The organism is Massilia sp. GER05, from assembly GCF_052056005.1.
Lineage (GTDB): Bacteria > Pseudomonadota > Gammaproteobacteria > Burkholderiales > Burkholderiaceae_D > Telluria > Telluria orientalis.
Genome location: NZ_CP178858.1, coordinates 1,514,632 through 1,534,519 on the forward strand (window position 1 = coordinate 1,514,632; position 19,888 = coordinate 1,534,519).

Genomic DNA, 19,888 nt, shown 5'->3' on the forward strand with positions numbered 1-19,888 from the left:
TTGCACGCGAATTGCCGACGTATTATTCGCCCATTTGCGATTGCAGGTAGTTCTGGATGCCGACCTTGACGATGAGGTCGAGCTGCGTCTCCAGCCACTCGATGTGTTCCTCGGTGTCCTCGAGAATCTCCAGCAGCAGGTCGCGCGACACGTAGTCGTGCGCCACCTCGGCGGCGGCGATGCCCTCCTTGACCGTGACCTGGGCCGCGCGTTCCAGCTTCAGGTCGCATTCCAGCATCTCCTGTACCGATTCGCCGATCAGCAGCTTGTGCAGCGCCTGCAGGTTCGGCAGGCCGTCCAGCATCAGGATGCGGTCGATCAGGCGGTCGGCGTGTTTCATTTCGCCGATCGACTCGTCGTATTCCTTCTTGCCCAGTTTCGCGAAGCCCCAGTGCCTGTACATGCGTGCATGCAGGAAATACTGGTTGACTGCGGTGAGCTCATTGGTCAGCTGTGCGTTGAGCAGCCGGATGATGTTGGGATCGCCCTTCATGGATTGCCTTTTCGTGCGGTTGTCGTCATAGCATCATAGCAAACCACGAGGCAGGCGGGGAGGGCATACTCCAGATGTCGCATGCCGGTGCCGCCCGCTGCAAATCGTCAGATCGCCGCCAGCGCCAGGCCGCCCGCCGCCAGCAGCGACATAGCCCCGATCACGATGCCGACGGTGCGCCGCCGGTTGGTCAGCGACCACAGCACGACGCCGGACAGCGACAGCAGGATGATGGAGCCGGCAAGCGTGTCCACGAGCAGGATCCACGCGGCACTCATGCCCACGCCCTTGTGCAGGTTGACCAAGGTGCCGAAGACATTATTCTCGGCACGCTTGACGGTCACATAGCTGTTGCCGACCCAATATTCGGCTTGGACATTGCCCGACGGTGAAGTAAAACTGGCGCTCCAGCGCGCGGGTTGGATCAGCGACTTCTCGCCCCACGCGACGGGCCGCGCGGCCTCGGCTTTTACGCGCCCGGGTTCCGGCTCCAGCCGCAGCGAGCGCTTGAGCCAGGTCGCCAGCGCCTGTGGACTGCCGGGTGCCGGACTCGGCAAGGGAACCTGGACCGTGGACTCCTGCGCCTGGACGGCGGGAATCTTCATGACGGCACGGTGGTTGAGGAGGATGCCGGTGCTGCCGAACAGCAAGCCGAGCACGGCGCCCCAGAGACCGATCCAGCCATGCGTCTTGCGCAGCCATTTGACGATGACGGCGCGGCGCGTGGGCTGCGGAGGCGGCTGGACCGTAAAGGGCGCTTTCGGTGGGCGGAACGGGATTACGGGCATGGGAGTGAAATCCGGATGCGTCGGAAGTCACATATTACCAAGACCGGGTCGTGCATGGTCGGGTGCACGTACCGATTTTGCATAGCAATATCGGGCACCGCGGCGGCCTGCGCGGGAAGGTGTGTGGATCAGGCCACGATCCCGTCGGCGGGCGCGCGGCGCAGCTCGGTGACGACGGTCTTGCTTTCCAGGTGTTCGTGCATTACTTCGCGCGCATAGCTGACGCATTTGCCGCAGCAGGTGCCGACGCCCAGTTCCTTGTACAGGTCGGCCATCGACGTGAGGCCGAGGTCGACCGCCTGGCGGATTTCGCGGTCGGAGATGTTATTGCAGACACAGACGATCATGGGACGGTTCCGGTGGTGGATGCATCACAGGCCGTTGTTACTTGGTCTATAATGCGAATCATTCTCATTACCCTTCGTATTCTGCTCAAGTTGGATCGCGAATGCAAGCGTTTTTGTTGCGTTGTTGCGTTAAATGAAGGCTGAGAGAGCGGAAGTAGACAAACCGCAAATAGAAATAATTCGCATTTAGGTTTATGATGTACCCAACCGTAAAAGCATCGCCCCTTACTCCGGAAGCGACACCATGACTCTTGCTCCTACCCTGACCACGCTCGACAGCCTCAAGGCCGGCCAGAGCGGCACCGTGATCCATCTCGCGCCGAACGCGATCGGCAGCCGCGACGGCGGCATCGACGTGTCGCGCCGCCTGATGGAACTGGGTTTCGTGCCGGGCGAGCGCATCCGCATGCTCAAGCGCGGCCTGCCCGGCGGTCCGCTGGCGGTCAAGGTCGGCCAGTCGACGTTCGCCCTGCGCCGCTTCGAGGCAGCGCTGGTCTCGATCCAGCCGGAGTAATGGAACCGACATGGGAGCAGTAGATCAGCAGGTCCAGGCGGCCGCAAAAACGCCGCTCATCGCCCTGCTGGGTAATCCGAACTGTGGCAAGACCGCCCTGTTCAACCGCCTGACCGGCGCGCGCCAGAAGGTCGCGAACTACGCCGGCGTCACCATCGAACGCAAGGAAGGCAGCTTCACGCTGCCGGGCGGCCGCGCATTGCGCGTGCTCGACCTGCCGGGCGCCTACAGCCTGAACGCCCACACGCCCGACGAAGCGATCACGCGCGACGTCGTCGCCGGCCTGCGCGCCGGCGAACAAACGCCGGACGCCGTCGTCTGCGTCGTCAACGCGACGAATCTGCGCCTGAACCTGCGCCTCGTCCTCGAGATCAAGCGCCTCGGCCTGCCGATGGTGCTGGCGCTGAACATGGTCGACGTGGCGAAGAAGCGCGGCATCGAGATCGACACGGCGCGCCTGTCGAACGAGCTGGGCATGCCCGTCATCGAGACCGTGGCCGTGCACGCCGGCGGCGAGAAGGGCCTGCTGGCGGCGCTGGAAGCCATGCCGCTCGAGCTGCACGTCAAACCGAATCCGCTGTCCGCCATCGACGCCGTCCCGGTCGAGGAGACCCAGCGCGAGGTGCGCCGCATCATCGACGCGACGGTCAGCTTCGACAACGACAAGGGCAACCTGAGCGAGCAGATCGACCATGTCGTGCTGCACCCGGTGATCGGCCCGGTCATCCTCGCGGCCACGATGTTCCTGATTTTCCAGGCCGTGTTCAGCTGGGCCGCCGTGCCGATGGACCTGATCAAGAACGGGGTCGACGCCATCGGCCAGTGGGTCGGCGGTGCCATGGCCGATGGCCCGCTGCGCAGCCTGATCGTCGAGGGTATCCTGGGCGGCGTCGGCAGCGTGCTCGTGTTCCTGCCGCAGATTTTGATCCTGTTCCTGTTCATCCTCGTGCTGGAGGATTGCGGCTACCTGCCGCGCGCCGCGTTCCTGCTCGATCGCATGATGGGCGGCGTCGGCCTCTCGGGCCGCGCGTTCATCCCGCTGCTGTCGTCGTTCGCCTGCGCGATTCCCGGTGTGATGGCCGCGCGCACGATCCAGAATCCGCGCGACCGCCTCGTCACGATCATGATCGCGCCGTTGATGACGTGTTCCGCGCGCCTGCCCGTGTATGCGCTCGTGATCGCCGCGTTCATCCCGAACCGCGAACTGGCCGGCGGCATCAACCTGCAGGGCATGGTGCTGTTCCTGCTGTACGCTGCCGGCATCATCAGCGCGATGGCCGTCGCCTGGGTGTTCAAGCGCACGATGGGCGCCAAGGGCCACCAGCCGCTGATGCTGGAACTGCCGGCCTACCACTGGCCGCACCTGCACAACCTGGCGCTGGGGCTGTGGGAACGCGCGCGCATCTTCATCACCCGCGTCGGCACCGTGATCCTCACCCTGATGGTGCTCGTCTGGTTCCTGTCCAGCTTCCCGGGCGCACCGGAAGGCGCGACGCACCCGCCGATCTACTACAGCATCGCGGGCATGCTGGGCCGCGCATTGGCCGTCGTGTTCGAACCGATCGGCTTCGGCTGGCAGATCTGCATCGCGCTCGTGCCGGGCATGGCCGCGCGCGAAGTGGCCGTCGGCGCGCTGGGCACGGTGTACGCGCTGTCGGGCGGCGGCGAGGACGTGGCCAGCTCGCTGACGCCGATCATCGCCGCGTCGTGGGGCCTGCCGACCGCGCTGTCGCTGCTCGCGTGGTATGTGTTCGCGCCGCAGTGCCTGTCGACCCTGTCCGTCGTGCGCCGCGAAACGGGCAGCGTGCGTTACGCATTCCTGATGGCCGGCTACATGTTCGCGCTCGCGTACACGGCCTCGTTCCTGACCTTCCACATCGCACGGGCCGTGCTGGGGAGCTGATCATGATCCAGTACCTGGTCGTCGCAGTCATCGTCGCCGTCGCCGCGCTGTATGCGGCGGTCAAGTACCTGCCCAAGGCGTGGCGCGAAAAGCTCGTCTACAAGCTGTCGGGCGGCACCGGCAAGGGCCGTTTCGTGAAGTGGCTCGGCACGGATTCCAGCTGCGGCAGCGGGTGCGATACCTGCGGCACGTGCGAGACCGAACCGCTGCCGGAGAAGGATGCAAAAGGGCGCAAGATCATCAAGATCCATTCGTAGGGTGGGCGGCCCTCCGCCCACGCGTTACGCCTACGATTCGCGCCAGCGCAGGTCCAGCATTTCCATCAACCGCTTCGCATCGAACGGCGCCCTGACCTTGATGTCGTTGTCGAAGTAGCAGTACACATCCCCATCCTGCGCCCAGGCGCGGATGCGCGCGGCCCAGCGTTCCAGCGATTCGTCCTCGTACCCGCTCGCATACAGTTCGTGCTCGCCGTGCAGGCGGATGTAGACGAAGTCCGCCGTCACGTCATCCACTTCCAGCCATTTGCCGGCCGTATCGGCCACCACCAGCGCCACGTTGTACTTGCGCAGCAGCGCGAGGAAGGCCGGGTCGCGGAAGCTCTCGTGCCGCACTTCGACGGCGTGGCGCAGCGGGCGCACGGCGTCGATGTCGAGCAGCGCGCGGCCCGCGAGCTTCTCGTCGTGGGCGCGCGCGATGGCAAGCGCATGGCCCGTGTCGTGCGGGAGCAGGGACAGGAAGTGTTCGACCTTGTCGGCATCGAAGCGCAGCTGCGGCGGGAACTGCCACAGGACCGGCCCGAGTTTTTCGCGCAGCGCGAACACGCCGGACGCGAGCACGTTGGCGAGCGGCGTCTCGATGCCGCGCAGCTTGAGCATGTGGGTGAGGAAGCGGTTGCCCTTCACGGCGAAGATGAAACCGGGCGGCGTTGCGTCGTACCACGCCGCATAGCTGGATGGGCGCTGCAGCGAGTAGAACGAGCCGTTAATCTCGATGGTGGGCAGGAAGCGCGACGCATATTCCAGCTCGCGCGCCTGCGCGAGGCCGGGCGGATAAAACACCCCGCGCCATGGTTCGTAACGCCAGCCCGAGATGCCGATGTAGATTGCGCCCATGCCCCCAGTCTAGGGCAAACCGCGGAAATCAGGCGCGCCGGCGGCGCCACAGTCCGATGCCGCCCACGCCCGCCAGCAGCATCGCCCACGTGGGCGCTTCCGGCACGGCCGGCACCGATTCCATGCCGGGCAGGACGGACGACATGGAGAGCGTCGTGCCGTCCGTCCAGAGCAGGTGGTGTTCCGAACCGCCGTACGGGTTGAACTGGTAGTCGTAGACCATCTGCCCGGTCGTGACGAAGTGGCCGCCGCCGTTCAGGCCTTCCGGATCGCTGGAATATTCGCTGATGCCGAACGACAGGCCGCTCTCCGCGGAGAAGCGGAAGCTGTCGGCGTCGCAGTGGTAATAGGTATTGCTGCCCGCCGCGCAGGCCACGTAGTCCTTCGCGTCGACCAGCAGCGACGTCAGCTCGCCCCGTTCGAGGACACCGTCGCCGTTGGCGTCGACGCCGGTGAACGACCCGTCGATGCGCAGGTCGGGCAGGAAGGCGGCGGCTTCCTGGTCGTGGAAGCCGGTGTAGCTGAAGGCCCAGTGGGATGTCTGGGCGTGGGCGATTGTGCTGGCCAGCAGCAGGGCGCCGGCGGTGACGGGGAACTTCATGGGCAGGACCTCGGGAATCAACAAGCGCGACAGACGACAGCCTACCTTGCCGTCCACGAAAGTCCTATGGATTTAACATATGTGTCGCCGCTCAGCCACAGTGCATGAATTACTTCCCTGCCTGCACCACCGGCAGCTCGATCGCGCTCTCCAGCCCCGGCGCGTGATAGATGCGCTGCGTCGCCTTGCGATAATCGCCCGGCTTGGCGTAGAAGATGTTCGGCACGAACGTCTGCGGGTTGCGGTCGTACAGCGGGAACCAGCTGGACTGGATCTGCACCATGATGCGGTGGCCCGGCAGGAACACGTGGTCGACGTTCGGCAGCGCGAAGCGATAGCGCTCGGCCTTGTTCGCGGGGATCGCGGCCGGCTTGTCCAGGCCCTGGTAGTAGCGGCCGCGGAAGATGTCCATCGCGATCGGCAGCTGGTAGCCGCCCATCTCGGGCTGCGCCGCGACTTCGTCCGGGTACACGTCGATCAGCTTGACGACCCAGTCGCTGTCCGTGCCCGACGTCGACGCGTACAGGTCGACCATCGGCTGGCCGGCCAGCTGCAGCGGCGCGGTGAGCGGGGCGGTCGTGTAGGTCAGCACGTCCGGGCGGTCCGAATAGCTGCGCTGGTCCGTCACGAGCCACGGCTTCCACACGCTGGCGTCGGTCATGTGCACGGGACGGGGCACGAACGGCACCGGTTTCGCCGGGTCGGACACGTATTCGTCGAACGCGGCCGTCTTGTCGGCCTTGCCCTGCGCCTTCTCGAAGGCGAGGCCGAAGCCCGGCTTCAGGTACAGCGGCGTAGAGGCCGGCACGAGCGGCCACTGGTCGAGACGGCGCCAGCGATTGACGCCGGTCTGGTACGACCACACGGGCGGCGTGTCGAACGCGGGCGCGCCATCCTTCAGGTACTGGTTGAAGAACGGGAGCATGACTTCACGGCGGAATTCGCGCGCGGTGTCGCCCGTGAATTTCAGCGCGCCCAGCGTCGAGCCTTCGTAGTTGACGCCACTGTGGCGCCACGGGCCCACCACCAGCGAATTCAGTTTATTCGTCTTGTCCTGCGGCTCGACGGCGGCATAGGTCGCATAGGCGCCGTAGATGTCTTCCTGGTCCCAGCGGCCGACGACGGTCATCGTCGGCACGGCCAGCGGACGCCTGGCGAGGATCTTGTCCAGTGCCTGCTCCTGCCAGTAGCTGTCGTAGGCCGGATGCTCGAACAGCTTCTTCGTGAAGTTCAGCTGGTCGACGCCGTAGAGGTGCGCGAAGTCGGACGTGGAGCCCGCGCGCAGCCAGGCGTCGTAGTCGTCGTTGATGCCGGTGACGATCTTCTCGCCTTCGCCGCGCGCCGCGTTCTGGCTGGCGATGTAGGCGAGGTTCGGGTTGCGGAACGCGCCGTTGTGGAACCAGTCGTCGCCGCGCCAGCCGTCGACCATGGGGCTCATCGGCACGGCGGCCTTCAGCGCGGGGTGCGGGTCGACGAGGGCCATCAGCACGGTAAAACCTTCGTAGGACGAGCCGACCATGCCGACCTTGCCGTTCGATTGCGGGATGTTCTTGATCAGCCAGTCGATCGTGTCGTAGGCATCGGTCGTGTGGTCGACTTGCGTGTTGTTCAGCGGGCCGCGCACCGGGCGCGTCATCACGTAGTCGCCTTCGGAACCGTACTTGCCGCGCACGTCCTGGAACACGCGGATATAGCCGTTCTCGATGAAGGCATCGTCGCCGTCGCCGAGAATCGACGTGATGTGCGGGCTCTTCATGCGGCCCGCGCGGCCCGACGCGTTGTACGGCGTGCGCGTCAGCATGATCGGCGCCTTGCCTTCCGCGATGCTCTTCGGGATCACGATCACGGTATGCAGCTTGACGCCGTCGCGCATCGGGATCATGACGTCCTGCTTGACGTAGTCGGCGTTCGGGACCGTCGTCTCGAATTTTCCGGCCGGGATATCCGGCGCCATCGGTGACGTCTGGGCGTGCGCGGCGCTGGCGAAGGCGGCGGCAAGCACGAGGGAAAGGACGGACAGGGACGGCAGGCGGTAACGCGGCATCGGATTGGTCTCCACGGGACGGTTGAGTGAGCAACCTTGGATAAAGATTGCAACAGAGCATGGTACCGAACCGTGGGAAAGTCTGCAAACGCGCCACCAGAATTCGGGGTCAGAGCACGTTTTGCTCAGAATTCGGGGTCAGAGCACATTTTTAGGCACGGTCTTTAGAGAATTCGGGGTCAGAGCACATTTTTAGGCACGGTCTTTAGAGCAAGCTTGTGCGCTAGTCGTCACCTGTTCGGATCTACATGCGGCGAGCGGTCGCGGGGCCATGTGAGCATCCCGTAGGGTCAATATCCATCTGGACATTGACCCAAAATGTGCTCTGACCCCGAATTGAAAAAATGGCCGGTGGGAACCGGCCGGGAGGATCAGGTGGCCAGGAGCTTGCGGCCTGCCGGCGCAGCGACGGGCGGCGTGCTTGCTGCCAGCTTGAAGGTGCTGACGACGGCATCCAGTTCGCGTGCCTGTTCCTGCAGCGCGGCGGCCGCTGCGGCGGCTTCTTCGACGAGGGCCGCGTTCTGCTGCGTCGCGTCGTCCATCTGCGCGATCGCCTGGTTGACCTGCGCGATGCCCGTGCTCTGTTCCTGGCTGGACGCCGCGATGTCGCGCATCAGCACTTCCGCGCGGCGCACCGACGTGACGATCGCTTCCATCGCCTTGCCCGCGCCGTCCGCCAGCGCGCTGCCCGCGTCGACCTTGGCGACGGAGTCGAGGATCAGCTGGCGGATCTCTTTCGATGCCGCCGCCGAGCGCTGCGCCAGGGTGCGCACCTCGCCCGCGACGACGGCGAAGCCGCGGCCCTGTTCGCCCGCGCGCGCGGCTTCCACGGCTGCGTTCAGCGCGAGGATATTGGTCTGGAAGGCGATGCCGTCGATGACGCCGATGATCTCGGAAATCTTGCGCGAGCTTTGCGTGATGGCGCCCATCGTGCGCACGACTTCCGCCACGACGGCGCCGCCTTTCTCGGCCGACTGCGCCGTCTCGGACACGAGGCGGTTCGCTTCCATCGCATGCTCGGCGTTGTGGCGCACGGTGGTCGTCAATTCTTCCATCGCGGCCGCCGTCTCTTCGATGCTCGACGCCTGCGCTTCCGTGCGCGCCGACAGGTCCAGGTTGCCGCGTGCGATTTCCTCGGTCGCGCCGGCGATCACATGGCTGCTGTCGCGCACCTTGCCGATCGTGCCGCTCAGCGAGCCGACGAAGCGGTTGAACGCCTGCGCCAGCTTGCCGACTTCGTCCTCGCCGTCCGCCTGCAGACGGCGGCTCAGGTCACCTTCACCGTCGGCGATCTCGCCCAGCATGCCGGCCGCGCCCATCACCGGCGCCGAGATGGCGCCCGCGACGAACCAGATCGCGGCGAGACCGACGGCACCGCCGACGAGGGCCGCAACGATGGCGGACACCGCCGCCGTCTGTCCGATGTTGCCGAGCACTTCGGCCTCCGGCACCTCGGCCACGACGTACAGGTTCAGCTCCGGCACATACGACGAGGCGACGAACTGGCGGCCCGCCGGCGCGTCGTAGCGCGCGGAGGAAAAGGCCTGCTTGCCCAGCAGCGAACGTACGAGTGCGGGCGTGAAGCCGGGCTGCTTGTCGAGGGTGTGGCGACCGTCGAGCAGGCCGCGGTCGCGGTGGACCAGCAGCGTGCCGTCGGTGCTCACCAGGTAGACGTAGCCGGATTTGCCGAGGCGGTAGTTGCGGATGCTGTTCGCCAGCGCTTCGGCAGAGAGGCCCAGGCCGGCGACCGCCAGCTTGCCGCCCGGCGTCTGCACGCGCGCGTCGATGAACAGCATGTAGACGCCCGTGGTGCCATCCTTGTCCAGGTTGAGCGAATAGGACACGCCGCTGTCGAGGAATTTCTTGAACCAGGCATCCTTGTCCGACTTCTTGTCGATCATGCGGTCGAGGCCCTTTTCGGTGAAGTATTTCGACGTCGTGTCCGACACCCATAACACGGTGGCCGCATGGTTGGCGTCCTGCAGGCGCTTGGACTGCGCGGTCCACGCGGCGAGGCCGTCGTCCGGATTGCCGGCGTCTTCCCACGCCTGCAGGAAGGTGTTGTTCGCCAGCGTCTGCGAAATCGCGGCGGGTTCCGCGATCTGGCGCTGGATGTCGTTGCGGATGGCGCTGACCTGGGCCGGCAATTCATTGTCGACGACGCGCTCGCGCATCTGCGCGCTCGTCATCGAAATGGACAAGGTGGAGGAAATGGCGATGAAGACGAGCAGGCACACGCCCATGCTGAGCATGAGCTTGCTGCGGATGCCGAGTTGACGAAAGTTCATGAGCGTGAATTGATTTGTGGAAAGTCACATGGAGTGTAATCAGGGAAGCGTTGCATGAAGCCCGTAATTCCTGAACTTCGTCAAATTTCATGCCTTGACGCGGCATCGCTACAACGTTCTTTTATAGTCTTGTAAATGGTCAGGGAGCTGATCTTTCCAGCGATATATGGGCTATCTTCCCTTGAGTATGTTGTCGGTTTGCTTCTTGTCGGCACGCAAGAATGCTAAGCTACCGCCTTTCCCATCCCGGTACACGCTGATGATCGTCGTCCATCACCTGAACAACTCGCGCTCCCAGCGCATCCTGTGGCTGCTGGAAGAACTGGGCCTGGACTACGAGATCAGGAAATACCAGCGCGATCCGAAGACGATGCTGGCGCCGCCCGAACTGCGCGCCGTGCACCCGCTCGGCAAGTCGCCCGTGATCCAGGACGGTGACGCGATCGTGGCCGAATCGGGCGCGATCGTCGAATACCTCGTCGACCGCTACGCCCCCGCATTGGCACCGAAGCCCGGCACGCCCGAGCGGCTGCGCTACACGTACTTCCTGCACTACGCGGAAGGCTCGGCGATGCCGCCGCTGCTGTTGAAACTCGTGTTCGACCAAGTGGAGAAGAGCCCGGCGCCGTTCTTCGTGCGCCCGATCGCAAAGGCCATCTCGAACAAGGTCAAGAGCAGCTACGTGCTGCCGCAGATCCGCCAGCACCTGGCGTACCTGGAGGGAGAATTAAGCAAGCGCACGTGGTTCGCGGGCGACGAGTTTTCCGCCGCCGACATCCAGATCAGCTTTCCGCTGGAAGCCGCAGCCGCGCGCGGAGGATTGGATGCACAATATCCGAACCTCGTCGCCTTCCTCGACAAGATCCACGCGCGCCCGGCCTACAAGCGCGCGCTCGAACGCGGCGGGCAATACGACTTTGTAAAGTAAGAGATACATGGCGAAGCTGCTGGCCATCGACGGCCTGAACATCGTGCGGCGCGTGTACGAGGCGAGTCCCGAGCCGGACTCCGACCTCAAGGCGAGCATCGCCCTGCGCCACGCGTTCTCGTCGTTCCGCAACCTGCTGGAAGCGCACGCGCCCACGCACGTGCTGGCCGCGTTCGACTACGGCGGCGCCACATGGCGGCACGCGCTGTATCCGCGCTACCGGGAAGGCCGGGCGCCCATGCCGGGCGTGCTGCGCGAGGCGCTGCCGGCATTCCACGACCGCCTGCGCAGCGTCGGGCTGCACGTGCTGATGCTGCCCGAGGTCGAGGCCGACGACGTGATCGGCACGGGCGTGATGCGCTGGCTGGCGGAAGGGCGCGGCGACGCCGTCGTCGCCACCACCGACAAGGACTTGCACCCGCTGATCGCGCACGGCGCGCTCGTGTGGGATCATTTCAAGGGCGAGTGGCACGACGACGCCTGGGTGCGCAACAAGTTCGGCGTCGCGCCCGAGCGCCTGCACGACCTGCTGGCGCTGATGGGCGACCCGACCGACGGCGTGCCGGGCGTGTCGAAGATCGGAATGAAGACGGCGGCGCGGCTGCTGAATGCGTACGGCGACCTGGACGCCGTCATGGCCGGCGCCGGCATCCTCAAGACGCCGCTGGGCGAACGCCTGCGCGCGGAGCGCGAGATCCTCGAGGTGTCGCGCAAGCTGGTACAACTGAAGACCGACGTGCGGCTGGGCGTCACGTGGAACATGCTGGCCTACGAGTCAGGCTGAAGAAAGGAAATCGATGCTCAAGGCGATCATCGTCGACGGCAGCGCAGTGGCGCGCGGCCTCCTCAACACGGTGCTGACGGACGGCGGCTACGACGTGGCCGGCCAGGCCCATACGGCGGCGGCCGGGTTCGCGCTCGCGCTCAAGCACCAGCCGCACATCTTCTGCATCGCGCGCGACCAGTTCGAGGATGGCCGGGAAGCCGTCGACCAGCTGCGCGCGCAACTGCCCAAGACGCTGATCTTCATGGTCTCCGGCTCGCTCGACGCACCCGCCATCCAGGCCGCGGTCGCGGCCGGCGTGCACGGCTTCATCGTCAAGCCGTTCAAGGCCGACACGGTGCTGCGCACGATCCGCAATACCGTCATCTCCATCGTCAAGAAGCACCGCGGGCCTTGACCTTCAGGGGCGGCGCCGCAGCTCCTCCACGGCGCTGGCCGCCAGTTCCTGCAATGCCCTGACTGCGCGCGCGCGCAGGCGGCGCGGCTCGCGGTCCAGCTCGCACAGCGTGCCGAGCGCATGGCCGCCCGCATCGGCCAGCGGCACGCCGGCGTAGAAGCGCACGTGCAGCTCACGGCATTCTCCTTGCATGTGTGTCACGCATCCAAAAAATTGACGCATTTGATTTGTTGCTTTCCCGCGTATTCGGCAAGTATTTGATTATATGGCCGAATTATTTGTTGACCACAGGGAATTTGCCGATCAGAATCCAATGAATTAGTCAAATCCGTCAAATCACTGAAGGCAACCATGCCCCTGACCCACCTCCGCCCGCGTGGCGAAGCCGCCCGTCTCGATGTGTTGCGCAAGCTGAACCTGCTCGACACGCCCCCGAGCGAGGCCTTCGACCGCATCACCCGCATGGCCGCCCAGTTGTTCGGGCTGCCCATCGCGGCCGTGTCGCTGACGGACAGCAACCGCCAGTGGTTCAAGTCGCGCGTGGGCGTCGAGCGCGACTCGATCCCGCGCATGAAGGCGCCGTGCGGGCAGGTGGCCGACGAGCGCGCGCTGCTGGTCATCGAGGACCTGCAGCTGGAAGCGTGCTATCACGACAGCGTGCTGGCCGCGTCGGGCGTGCGTTTCTACGCGGGCGCGCCGCTCGTCACGCGCGACGGCTGGTGCCTGGGCGCGATGTGCGTGCTGGGCCCGAGCCCGCGCACGATCACGGACGCCGAGCGCGTGGCGCTGACCGACCTCGCGGCGATGGTGATGGAACAGATCGAGCTGCAGCATGCGCTGGGCCGCGTCGACGCCGTCAGCGGCCTGCCGAACCGCACGCAGTTCCTCGACGATTTCAAGGACCTCAACATGGACAGCCCGCGTGGCGAACACCGCCTCGCCGCGCTCGTGAACCTGGCGAGCCCGGAGCAGCTGGGCAACGCGATGCGCGCGATGGGGGCGTCCTACCAGGACGAGATCGTCGGCGAGGCCGTGCGCATGCTGGACTCGACGATCGGCAAAACGGGGATCGTGTACCACATCGGCGCGACGGAATTCGCCTTCGTCGCGCCGGCCGGCACCGAGCTGGATGGGTTCTGCGCGGACCTGGAAGACTGGCTGCGCCAGCGCGCGCAATCGGTGACGTCGCGCTTCGTGACGACGGCGACGGTGGGCATCGTGCCGTTCCAGATCGGCCCCACCGCGTGCGCGGACCTGCTGCGCAACCTGCACTCGGCGGCGCACCACGCGTTCGAGATGGACCGCGGCGTGTCCGTGTTCTCGCGGGAGCAGGACGCCGTGTACCGGCGCCGCTTCTGGCTCATCAACGAATTCGGCGCGGCGCTCGAGAACAGCGACCAGCTGCGGCTCGTGTACCAGCCCAAGGTCGACCTGGACAGCGGCGCGTGCATCGGCGCGGAAGCGCTGCTGCGCTGGACGCATCCGACGTTCGGCGACGTGTCGCCGGCCGAGTTCATTCCCATCGTCGAGCAGACGTCGATGGTGCGCGCGACCACGCGCTGGGTCGTGGAGACGGCGCTGCGCCAGCTGGCGGCGTGGTGGGAAGCGGGTATCGAACTGCAGGTGGCCGTCAACGTGTCGGCCGTGAACCTGCTGGAGCCGGACTTCTGCGAGCGCATCGTCGACGGCCTGCGCCGCCACGGCCTGCCGGCATCGAGCCTCGCGCTGGAGATCACGGAGAGTGCGCTGATGAAGAACCCGCGGCTGGCCGAGGCCACCCTGCAGGCGCTGGATGCGGCCGGCGTGCGGCTCGCGATCGACGATTTCGGCACGGGCTACAGCAGCCTGGCCTATCTGCAAAGCCTGCCGGCGCAGGTGGTCAAGATCGATCAGTCGTTCGTGCGCGGTATCGAACGGGACGAGCGCAAGCGCTCACTGGTGGCGGCGATGATCAAGCTGTCGCACGACCTGGGGCACCGCGTGGTGGCGGAAGGCGTGGAGACGGCGGATGTCGTGGATGTGCTGAAGGAGGTGGATTGCGACGAAGCGCAGGGCTATCTGTATGCGCGGCCGCTGGCGCCGCAGGCGTTTGTGCAGTGGGTTGAGCGACGGGGGCAAGCTAACGCAATGCCAGCTTAAACCAACGTCGTCCCCGCGCAGGCGGGGACCCAATTTTGCATGCGTTTCGATACGCTTAAAACTTGGCCCCCCGCCTTCGCGGGGGCGACGGCATTTTTACGCCGCGTCCTTCGCAGCGGCCAGCAACCCCATCTCTTCCGACCCGAGCAGCTTGTCGATATCGAGCAGGATGAGCATGCGCTCGTCGACGGTGCCCAGCCCGCGCAGGTATTCGCCCGACACGGTGGCGCCCAGGTCCGGAGCCGGCTTGATCTGGTCCGGCGTCAGCGTGACGACGTCCGAGACGCTGTCCACCACCATGCCGATCGTGTGCTTGTTGATGTTCAGGACGATCACGACGGTGAACGCGTCATAGGTCGGCGCGCCCACGTTGAACTTGATGCGCATGTCGACGATCGGCACGATGCTGCCGCGCAGGTTGACGACGCCCTTCAGGTATTCGGGCGCGTTGGCGATGCGCGTGACGGCGTCGTAGCCGCGGATTTCCTGGACCTTCAGGATGCTGATGGCGTATTCCTCGCCGCCCAGGCGGAACGACAGCACTTCGGTCGCGTTGTTGATGTCTTCAGCCATGATACCTCTCGTTAATTTCCATGTGGCAATATAACGAGAGATTACGACATTTTTGTGTCAGATACGATGGACAAATGACAATCGCGCACAAAAATGCCGCAACTGCGGGATGAACGCAACAATCAGACGGCGCTCGCCGTATCGATGATGCCGCCGCCCAGGCAGACGTCGCCGTCGTACAGCACGGCCGACTGGCCCGGCGTCACGGCCCATTGCGGGTCGGTGAAGTCGAGCGCGAAGCGATCGAGGCCTTCCGGCGTCACCGTGCACGGCACGTCGGTCTGGCGGTAGCGCGTCTTGGCCGACAGTGGACGGGGCTCCGGAGGTTCGCCCGCGATCCAGCTGGCCTGGCCCGCGCCGAGACGCTCCGACAGCAGCCACGGGTGATCGTGGCCCTGCACGATGTACAGCGTGTTGGTGGCGATGTCCTTGCGCGCCACGAACCATGGCTCGCTCGTGCCGTCCGCATTCTTGTGCGACTTCAGGCCGCCGATGCCGATGCCCTTGCGCTGGCCCAGCGTGTAGAACGACAGGCCCACGTGCTCGCCCACGGTCTGGCCATTATCGAGTTTCATCGGGCCCGGCTTGTGCTGCAGGTAGCGCCCGAGGAATTCGCGGAACGGGCGCTCGCCGATGAAGCAGATGCCGGTCGAATCCTTTTTCGCCGCGTTCGGCAGGTTCAGCTTTTCCGCGATCTTGCGCACTTCCGTCTTGGCGATCTCGCCCAGCGGGAACAGCGATTTCGACAACTGCGCCTGGTTCAGGCGGTGCAGGAAGTAGCTCTGGTCCTTGGTCGAATCGAGCGCTTTCAACAGCTCGAACTTGCCGGTCGAGACGTTCTGGCGCACGCGCGCATAGTGCCCGGTCGCGATCAAATCGGCGCCCAGCTTCATCGCGTGGTCGAGGAAGGCCTTGAACTTGATCTCGGCGTTGCACAGCACGTCCGGGTTCGGCGTGCGGCCGGCCTGGTACTCGCGCAGGAATTCCGCGAACACGCGGTCCTTGTATTCGGCGGCGAAATTGACCGCCTCGATGTCCACGCCGACGACGTCGGCCACGCTGGCCGCGTCGATCCAGTCCTGGCGCGTGGAACAGTATTCGGAATCGTCGTCGTCTTCCCAGTTCTTCATGAACAGGCCGACGACTTCATAGCCCTGTTCCTTCAACATCCAGGCCGCGACCGAGGAGTCGACGCCGCCCGACATCCCGATCACGACTTTCTTTTTGTGCATAGCTTCAGGTTACGTCCGGTTTGATGGTTAGCCCGCTGTTATACACCGAGTAGTCCGTGTACAGCAGGTCCAGCGGGGTGCGCTTGCCCGCCAGGTAATCGTCCACGCAGCGCAGCACGATGGGGCTGCGGTGGCGCTCCTGGCACGCGGCCAGTTCGTCGCGCGTGAGCCACAGCGTGCGCAGGATGCCGTGGTCCAGTGCCTGGTCGTACTGCCTGCCGGCCTTGCCGCAGAACGTGAAGCGCAAATACGTCACGTCGTGCCCGCGCGATTTCGAGTGGTAACGCGACAGATACATGCCGACGAGGGCTTCCGGGATGAACTCGTGCGCCGTCTCTTCCATCGCCTCGCGGATCACCGCCTGTTCAAGCGATTCGTGGGGGTCGAGGTGGCCGGCGGGCTGGTTCAGGCGGATGCCGTCGCTGGTTTCTTCTTCGATCAACAGAAAGCGGCCATCGCGCTCGATGATCGCGGCGACGGTGACTGACGGTCTGAAGGTATGGGTCATGCGCGTCCTTGTAGTGAGCCGACATTCTACCTTGATGGAACGTGCGTTGCTCGGGCGCACGCTGCGCCGCAACAGTTCGAGTCAAGGAAACTTATTGATATAAGACAAAACGAGGCGAGATTTGTCTAGGTTGCAATGGTATGCGCTATGAAAATCGCTTATCTGTTTCTGAAAAACCACTATCTGTATTGATCGGGTGTATTACATGCTAGATTGTAGACAGTTAATTAACTACACGGAGGCATCATGAGAATTGGTGTGCCGGCCGAATCGAGGCCGGGCGAAACGCGTGTCGCAGCAACTCCCGAAACCGTCAAGAAGCTGGCCGCCCAGCACGAAGTCATCGTGCAGTCGGGCGCCGGCCTTCACGCTGCCGCGATCGACGATGCCTATGTCGCCGCCGGCGCCCGCATCGGTACGGCGGAAGACGCCCTCGGGGCCGACCTCGTCCTCAAAGTGCGCAGCCCGGATGCCCAGGAACGCGCGCTGATGAAACCGGGCGCCGCCCTCGTCGGCATGCTGAACCCGTTCGATACCGACAACCTGGCCGCGCTGGCCCAGCAGCGCTTGACGGCGTTCGCGCTGGAAGCGGCGCCCCGGATCACGCGCGCCCAGTCGATGGACGTGCTGTCGTCGCAGGCCAATATCGCCGGCTACAAGGCGGTGATGATGGCCGCCAACGCGTACCAGCGCTTCATGCCGATGCTCATGACTGCCGCCGGCACCGTGAAGGCGGCGCGCGTGCTGATCATGGGCGTGGGCGTCGCCGGCTTGCAGGCCATCGCGACCGCGAAGCGCCTGGGCGCCGTCATCGAGGCGTCCGACGTGCGTCCGCCCGTGAAGGAACAGGTGGAATCGCTGGGCGCCAAGTTCATCGACGTGCCGTTCGTCACGGACGAGGAACGCGAGATCGCGAAAGGTGTCGGTGGCTATGCGCGCCCGATGCCGGCCGACTGGATGCGCCGCCAGGCGGAACTCGTGCACGAGCGCGCGAAGCTCGCGGACATCGTCATCACGACCGCGCTGATCCCCGGCCGCAAGGCGCCGGTGCTGATCCTTGAGGAGACGGTGCGCGCGATGAAGCCGGGCTCCGTGATCGTCGACATGGCCATCGAGCAGGGCGGCAACTGCCCGCTGACGGAGCTCGGCAAGACGGTCGTCAAGCATGGCGTGACGATCATCGGCGAGCCGAACCTGCCGGCGCTGGTCGCGGCCGACGCGTCGGCCCTGTACGCGCGCAACGTGCTGGACTTCCTGAAGCTCGTGATCGACAAGGACGGGAAGCTCGTCATCGACCGCGAGGACGAGATCGTGCGCGCGGTGCTGGTCGCCATCGATGGCGACGTGTTACGCAAATAGAAGGGGAGGGGACGCCATGGAAATCAGCCATACCATCATCAACCTGATCATCTTCGTGCTGGCGATCTACGTCGGCTACCACGTCGTGTGGACCGTCACGCCCGCGCTGCACACGCCGCTGATGGCGGTGACGAACGCCGTATCGGCCATCATCATCGTCGGCGCCATGCTGGCGGCCGGCCTGACGGAAGGCCTGACGGGGCAAGTCGCCGGCACCATCGCCGTCGCGCTGGCCGCCGTGAACGTGTTCGGCGGCTTCCTCGTGACCCAGCGCATGCTGGAGATGTTCAAGAAGAAGGAACCGAAAGCGAAGGGGCTGCCTGCCGCAAAGGATGCCGCCGGCGCCGTCCATGCCAAGGAGGCCGCATGAACATGATCAGCATGAACGTCGTGACGCTCTTGTACCTCGTGGCGTCCGTGTGCTTCATCCAGGCCTTGAAGGGTTTGTCCTCGCCGTCGACCGCGCGCATGGGCAACGCGTTCGGCATGACGGGCATGGGCATCGCCGTCATCACGACCATCGCCCTGATGTTCAAGCTGAAGGAGCAGATGCAGACGGGCGGCATGGGCTTCGGCCTCGTGCTGCTGGGCGTCGTGGTCGGCGGCGCGATCGGTGCCGTGGCCGCGAAGCGCGTCGAGATGACCAAGATGCCGGAGCTGGTGGCCGCGATGCACTCGCTGATCGGCCTCGCCGCGGTGTGCATCGCCATCGCGGCCGTGTCGGAGCCGTGGGCTTTCAACATCGCCGCGCGCGGCGAAGGGCTCCCGTTCGGCAACCGGTTGGAACTCTTCATCGGCACGTTCGTCGGCGCCGTCACGTTCTCCGGTTCCGTGATCGCGTTCGGCAAGCTGGCCGGCAAATACAAATTCCGGCTGTTCCAGGGCGCGCCCGTGCGCTACCCGGGCCAGCACATGATCAACCTGGTCGCCGCCCTCGCCATCGTCGGCCTGGGCCTCGCGTTCTGCTTTTCGGACGGTGCCGCGCCCGCATGGACGCCATACATCGTGATGGCCGTGCTGTCGTTCATCCTGGGCGTGCTGATCATCATCCCGATCGGCGGCGCCGACATGCCCGTCGTCGTGTCGATGCTGAACTCGTACTCCGGCTGGGCGGCGGCCGGCATCGGCTTTTCGCTGAACAACTCGATGCTGATCATCGCGGGCTCGCTGGTGGGCTCGTCGGGTGCGATCCTGTCGTACATCATGTGCAAGGCGATGAACCGCTCGTTCTTCAACGTGATCCTGGGCGGCTTCGGCGGCGAGGCGGTAGCGGCAGATACCGGCGGCGCGAAGGAACAGCGCCCCGTCAAGTCTGGCTCGCCGGAAGACGCGGCGTTCATCCTGCAGAACGCCGAATCCGTCATCATCGTGCCGGGCTACGGCCTCGCCGTGGCGCGCGCCCAGCACACGGTGAAGGAACTGGTCGACAAGCTGACGGAACACGGCGTGCAGGTGCGCTACGCGATCCACCCGGTGGCGGGCCGCATGCCGGGCCACATGAACGTGCTGCTGGCCGAAGCGGAAGTCCCGTACGACCAGGTCGCGGAGATGGAAGACATCAACGGCGAATTCGGCCAGACGGACGTGGTGCTCGTGCTGGGTGCGAACGACGTCGTGAACCCGGCCGCGAAGGATCCGAAATCGCCGATCGCGGGGATGCCGATTCTCGAGGCCTACAAGGCCAAGAGCATCATCGTCAACAAGCGGTCGATGGCGTCCGGGTATGCGGGGCTGGACAACGATCTGTTCTACCAGCCGAACACGATGATGGTGTTCGGCGATGCGAAGAAGGTGATCGAGTCGATGGTGAAAGCCGTCGAGTAGGGGCGGCACCCTGTGCCCACGCGTGACGCATGCGTCCAAGTCGGCCGTCGC

Annotated in this window: 21 protein-coding genes; 10 read left to right on the forward strand and 11 right to left on the reverse strand. The window is 65.2% G+C overall.

Going from position 1 to position 19,888, the window contains the following annotated elements; all coding sequences use genetic code 11:
* Positions 1–22: 22 nt before the first annotated feature.
* The 3 genes from bfr to ACL58G_RS06715 all read right to left on the reverse strand — a co-directional run bounded on the left by bfr (position 23) and on the right by ACL58G_RS06715 (position 1,628).
* Positions 23–493: a bacterioferritin gene (bfr, locus tag ACL58G_RS06705; protein WP_413340699.1), complete on the reverse strand. Its 471-nt coding sequence runs from the start codon at positions 491–493 to the stop codon at positions 23–25.
* 107 nt (positions 494–600) lie between these two features.
* On the reverse strand, positions 601–1,281 hold the full coding sequence (locus ACL58G_RS06710; RefSeq protein ID WP_413340700.1) for a PepSY-associated TM helix domain-containing protein: 681 nt from the start codon (positions 1,279–1,281) through the stop codon (positions 601–603).
* A gap of 128 nt (positions 1,282–1,409) precedes the next feature.
* Positions 1,410–1,628 carry a (2Fe-2S)-binding protein gene (locus tag ACL58G_RS06715; protein WP_036234554.1) on the reverse strand — a complete coding sequence of 73 codons (219 nt, stop codon included), beginning with the start codon at positions 1,626–1,628 and terminating at the stop codon, positions 1,410–1,412.
* Between the two features lie 244 nt (positions 1,629–1,872).
* On the opposite strand from ACL58G_RS06715, the gene ACL58G_RS06720 reads away from it, so the two are divergent.
* The 3 genes from ACL58G_RS06720 to ACL58G_RS06730 are packed head-to-tail and all read left to right on the forward strand — an operon-like array spanning position 1,873 to position 4,302.
* The gene (locus ACL58G_RS06720) at positions 1,873–2,142 is read left to right on the forward strand and encodes a FeoA family protein (RefSeq protein WP_413340702.1); all 270 of its coding nucleotides are present in this window, start codon (positions 1,873–1,875) and stop codon (positions 2,140–2,142) included.
* 10 nt (positions 2,143–2,152) lie between these two features.
* Positions 2,153–4,045 (forward strand): ferrous iron transporter B, encoded by a 1,893-nt coding sequence (feoB, locus tag ACL58G_RS06725; protein ID WP_440965868.1) that lies wholly within the window; start codon positions 2,153–2,155, stop codon positions 4,043–4,045.
* A 2-nt stretch (positions 4,046–4,047) separates the two neighbouring features.
* On the forward strand, positions 4,048–4,302 hold the full coding sequence (locus ACL58G_RS06730) for a DUF6587 family protein (RefSeq protein WP_413381475.1): 255 nt from the start codon (positions 4,048–4,050) through the stop codon (positions 4,300–4,302).
* Between the two features lie 30 nt (positions 4,303–4,332).
* Here the strand turns inward: ACL58G_RS06730 and ACL58G_RS06735 are convergent, their stop codons facing one another.
* The 4 genes from ACL58G_RS06735 to ACL58G_RS06750 all read right to left on the reverse strand — a co-directional run bounded on the left by ACL58G_RS06735 (position 4,333) and on the right by ACL58G_RS06750 (position 10,093).
* Complete coding sequence (locus ACL58G_RS06735) at positions 4,333–5,160, reverse strand: DUF72 domain-containing protein (RefSeq protein WP_440965870.1); 828 nt, start codon at positions 5,158–5,160, stop codon at positions 4,333–4,335.
* 28 nt (positions 5,161–5,188) lie between these two features.
* Positions 5,189–5,761, reverse strand: a complete 573-nt coding sequence (locus tag ACL58G_RS06740) for a PEP-CTERM sorting domain-containing protein (RefSeq protein ID WP_440965872.1) — start codon at positions 5,759–5,761, stop codon at positions 5,189–5,191.
* Positions 5,762–5,870: 109 nt separating this feature from the next.
* Positions 5,871–7,805 (reverse strand): CocE/NonD family hydrolase, encoded by a 1,935-nt coding sequence (locus tag ACL58G_RS06745; RefSeq protein WP_440965873.1) that lies wholly within the window; start codon positions 7,803–7,805, stop codon positions 5,871–5,873.
* 371 nt (positions 7,806–8,176) lie between these two features.
* Positions 8,177–10,093: a methyl-accepting chemotaxis protein gene (locus ACL58G_RS06750; RefSeq protein WP_440965876.1), complete on the reverse strand. Its 1,917-nt coding sequence runs from the start codon at positions 10,091–10,093 to the stop codon at positions 8,177–8,179.
* 259 nt (positions 10,094–10,352) lie between these two features.
* Here ACL58G_RS06750 and ACL58G_RS06755 point away from each other — a divergent pair, with 259 nt between their 5' ends.
* The 3 genes from ACL58G_RS06755 to ACL58G_RS06765 are packed head-to-tail and all read left to right on the forward strand — an operon-like array spanning position 10,353 to position 12,202.
* A complete protein-coding gene (locus ACL58G_RS06755) occupies positions 10,353–11,021 on the forward strand; it encodes a glutathione S-transferase (protein ID WP_440965878.1) in 669 nt (222 codons plus the stop codon).
* 7 nt (positions 11,022–11,028) lie between these two features.
* Positions 11,029–11,805 (forward strand): 5'-3' exonuclease, encoded by a 777-nt coding sequence (locus ACL58G_RS06760; protein ID WP_440965880.1) that lies wholly within the window; start codon positions 11,029–11,031, stop codon positions 11,803–11,805.
* Positions 11,806–11,818: 13 nt separating this feature from the next.
* Positions 11,819–12,202 carry a response regulator gene (locus ACL58G_RS06765; RefSeq protein WP_440965881.1) on the forward strand — a complete coding sequence of 128 codons (384 nt, stop codon included), beginning with the start codon at positions 11,819–11,821 and terminating at the stop codon, positions 12,200–12,202.
* Between the two features lie 3 nt (positions 12,203–12,205).
* On the opposite strand, the gene ACL58G_RS06770 is transcribed toward ACL58G_RS06765, so the two are convergent.
* Complete coding sequence (locus ACL58G_RS06770) at positions 12,206–12,394, reverse strand: GAF domain-containing protein (protein ID WP_440965883.1); 189 nt, start codon at positions 12,392–12,394, stop codon at positions 12,206–12,208.
* A gap of 159 nt (positions 12,395–12,553) precedes the next feature.
* On the opposite strand from ACL58G_RS06770, the gene ACL58G_RS06775 reads away from it, so the two are divergent.
* Complete coding sequence (locus ACL58G_RS06775; protein WP_440965885.1) at positions 12,554–14,341, forward strand: putative bifunctional diguanylate cyclase/phosphodiesterase; 1,788 nt, start codon at positions 12,554–12,556, stop codon at positions 14,339–14,341.
* A 96-nt stretch (positions 14,342–14,437) separates the two neighbouring features.
* Here ACL58G_RS06775 and ACL58G_RS06780 read toward each other — a convergent pair whose 3' ends face one another.
* The 3 genes from ACL58G_RS06780 to ACL58G_RS06790 all read right to left on the reverse strand — a co-directional run bounded on the left by ACL58G_RS06780 (position 14,438) and on the right by ACL58G_RS06790 (position 16,654).
* Positions 14,438–14,914 carry a chemotaxis protein CheW gene (locus ACL58G_RS06780; RefSeq protein WP_413338047.1) on the reverse strand — a complete coding sequence of 159 codons (477 nt, stop codon included), beginning with the start codon at positions 14,912–14,914 and terminating at the stop codon, positions 14,438–14,440.
* Between the two features lie 122 nt (positions 14,915–15,036).
* Entirely contained in the window at positions 15,037–16,146 is a 1,110-nt protein-coding gene (gene mnmA / locus ACL58G_RS06785) for a tRNA 2-thiouridine(34) synthase MnmA (protein ID WP_413381495.1), read from the reverse strand.
* Positions 16,147–16,150: 4 nt separating this feature from the next.
* Positions 16,151–16,654, reverse strand: a complete 504-nt coding sequence (locus ACL58G_RS06790; RefSeq protein WP_440965886.1) for an NUDIX hydrolase — start codon at positions 16,652–16,654, stop codon at positions 16,151–16,153.
* 246 nt (positions 16,655–16,900) lie between these two features.
* Between ACL58G_RS06790 and ACL58G_RS06795 the strand changes: the two genes are divergently transcribed.
* The 3 genes from ACL58G_RS06795 to ACL58G_RS06805 are packed head-to-tail and all read left to right on the forward strand — an operon-like array spanning position 16,901 to position 19,837.
* Complete coding sequence (locus ACL58G_RS06795) at positions 16,901–18,013, forward strand: Re/Si-specific NAD(P)(+) transhydrogenase subunit alpha (RefSeq protein WP_440965888.1); 1,113 nt, start codon at positions 16,901–16,903, stop codon at positions 18,011–18,013.
* 16 nt (positions 18,014–18,029) lie between these two features.
* Positions 18,030–18,383: an NAD(P) transhydrogenase subunit alpha gene (locus ACL58G_RS06800; RefSeq protein WP_413338040.1), complete on the forward strand. Its 354-nt coding sequence runs from the start codon at positions 18,030–18,032 to the stop codon at positions 18,381–18,383.
* A complete protein-coding gene (locus tag ACL58G_RS06805) occupies positions 18,380–19,837 on the forward strand; it encodes an NAD(P)(+) transhydrogenase (Re/Si-specific) subunit beta (protein ID WP_440965890.1) in 1,458 nt (485 codons plus the stop codon). The genes ACL58G_RS06800 and ACL58G_RS06805 overlap by 4 nt, the downstream gene beginning before the upstream one ends.
* Positions 19,838–19,888: the final 51 nt, after the last annotated feature.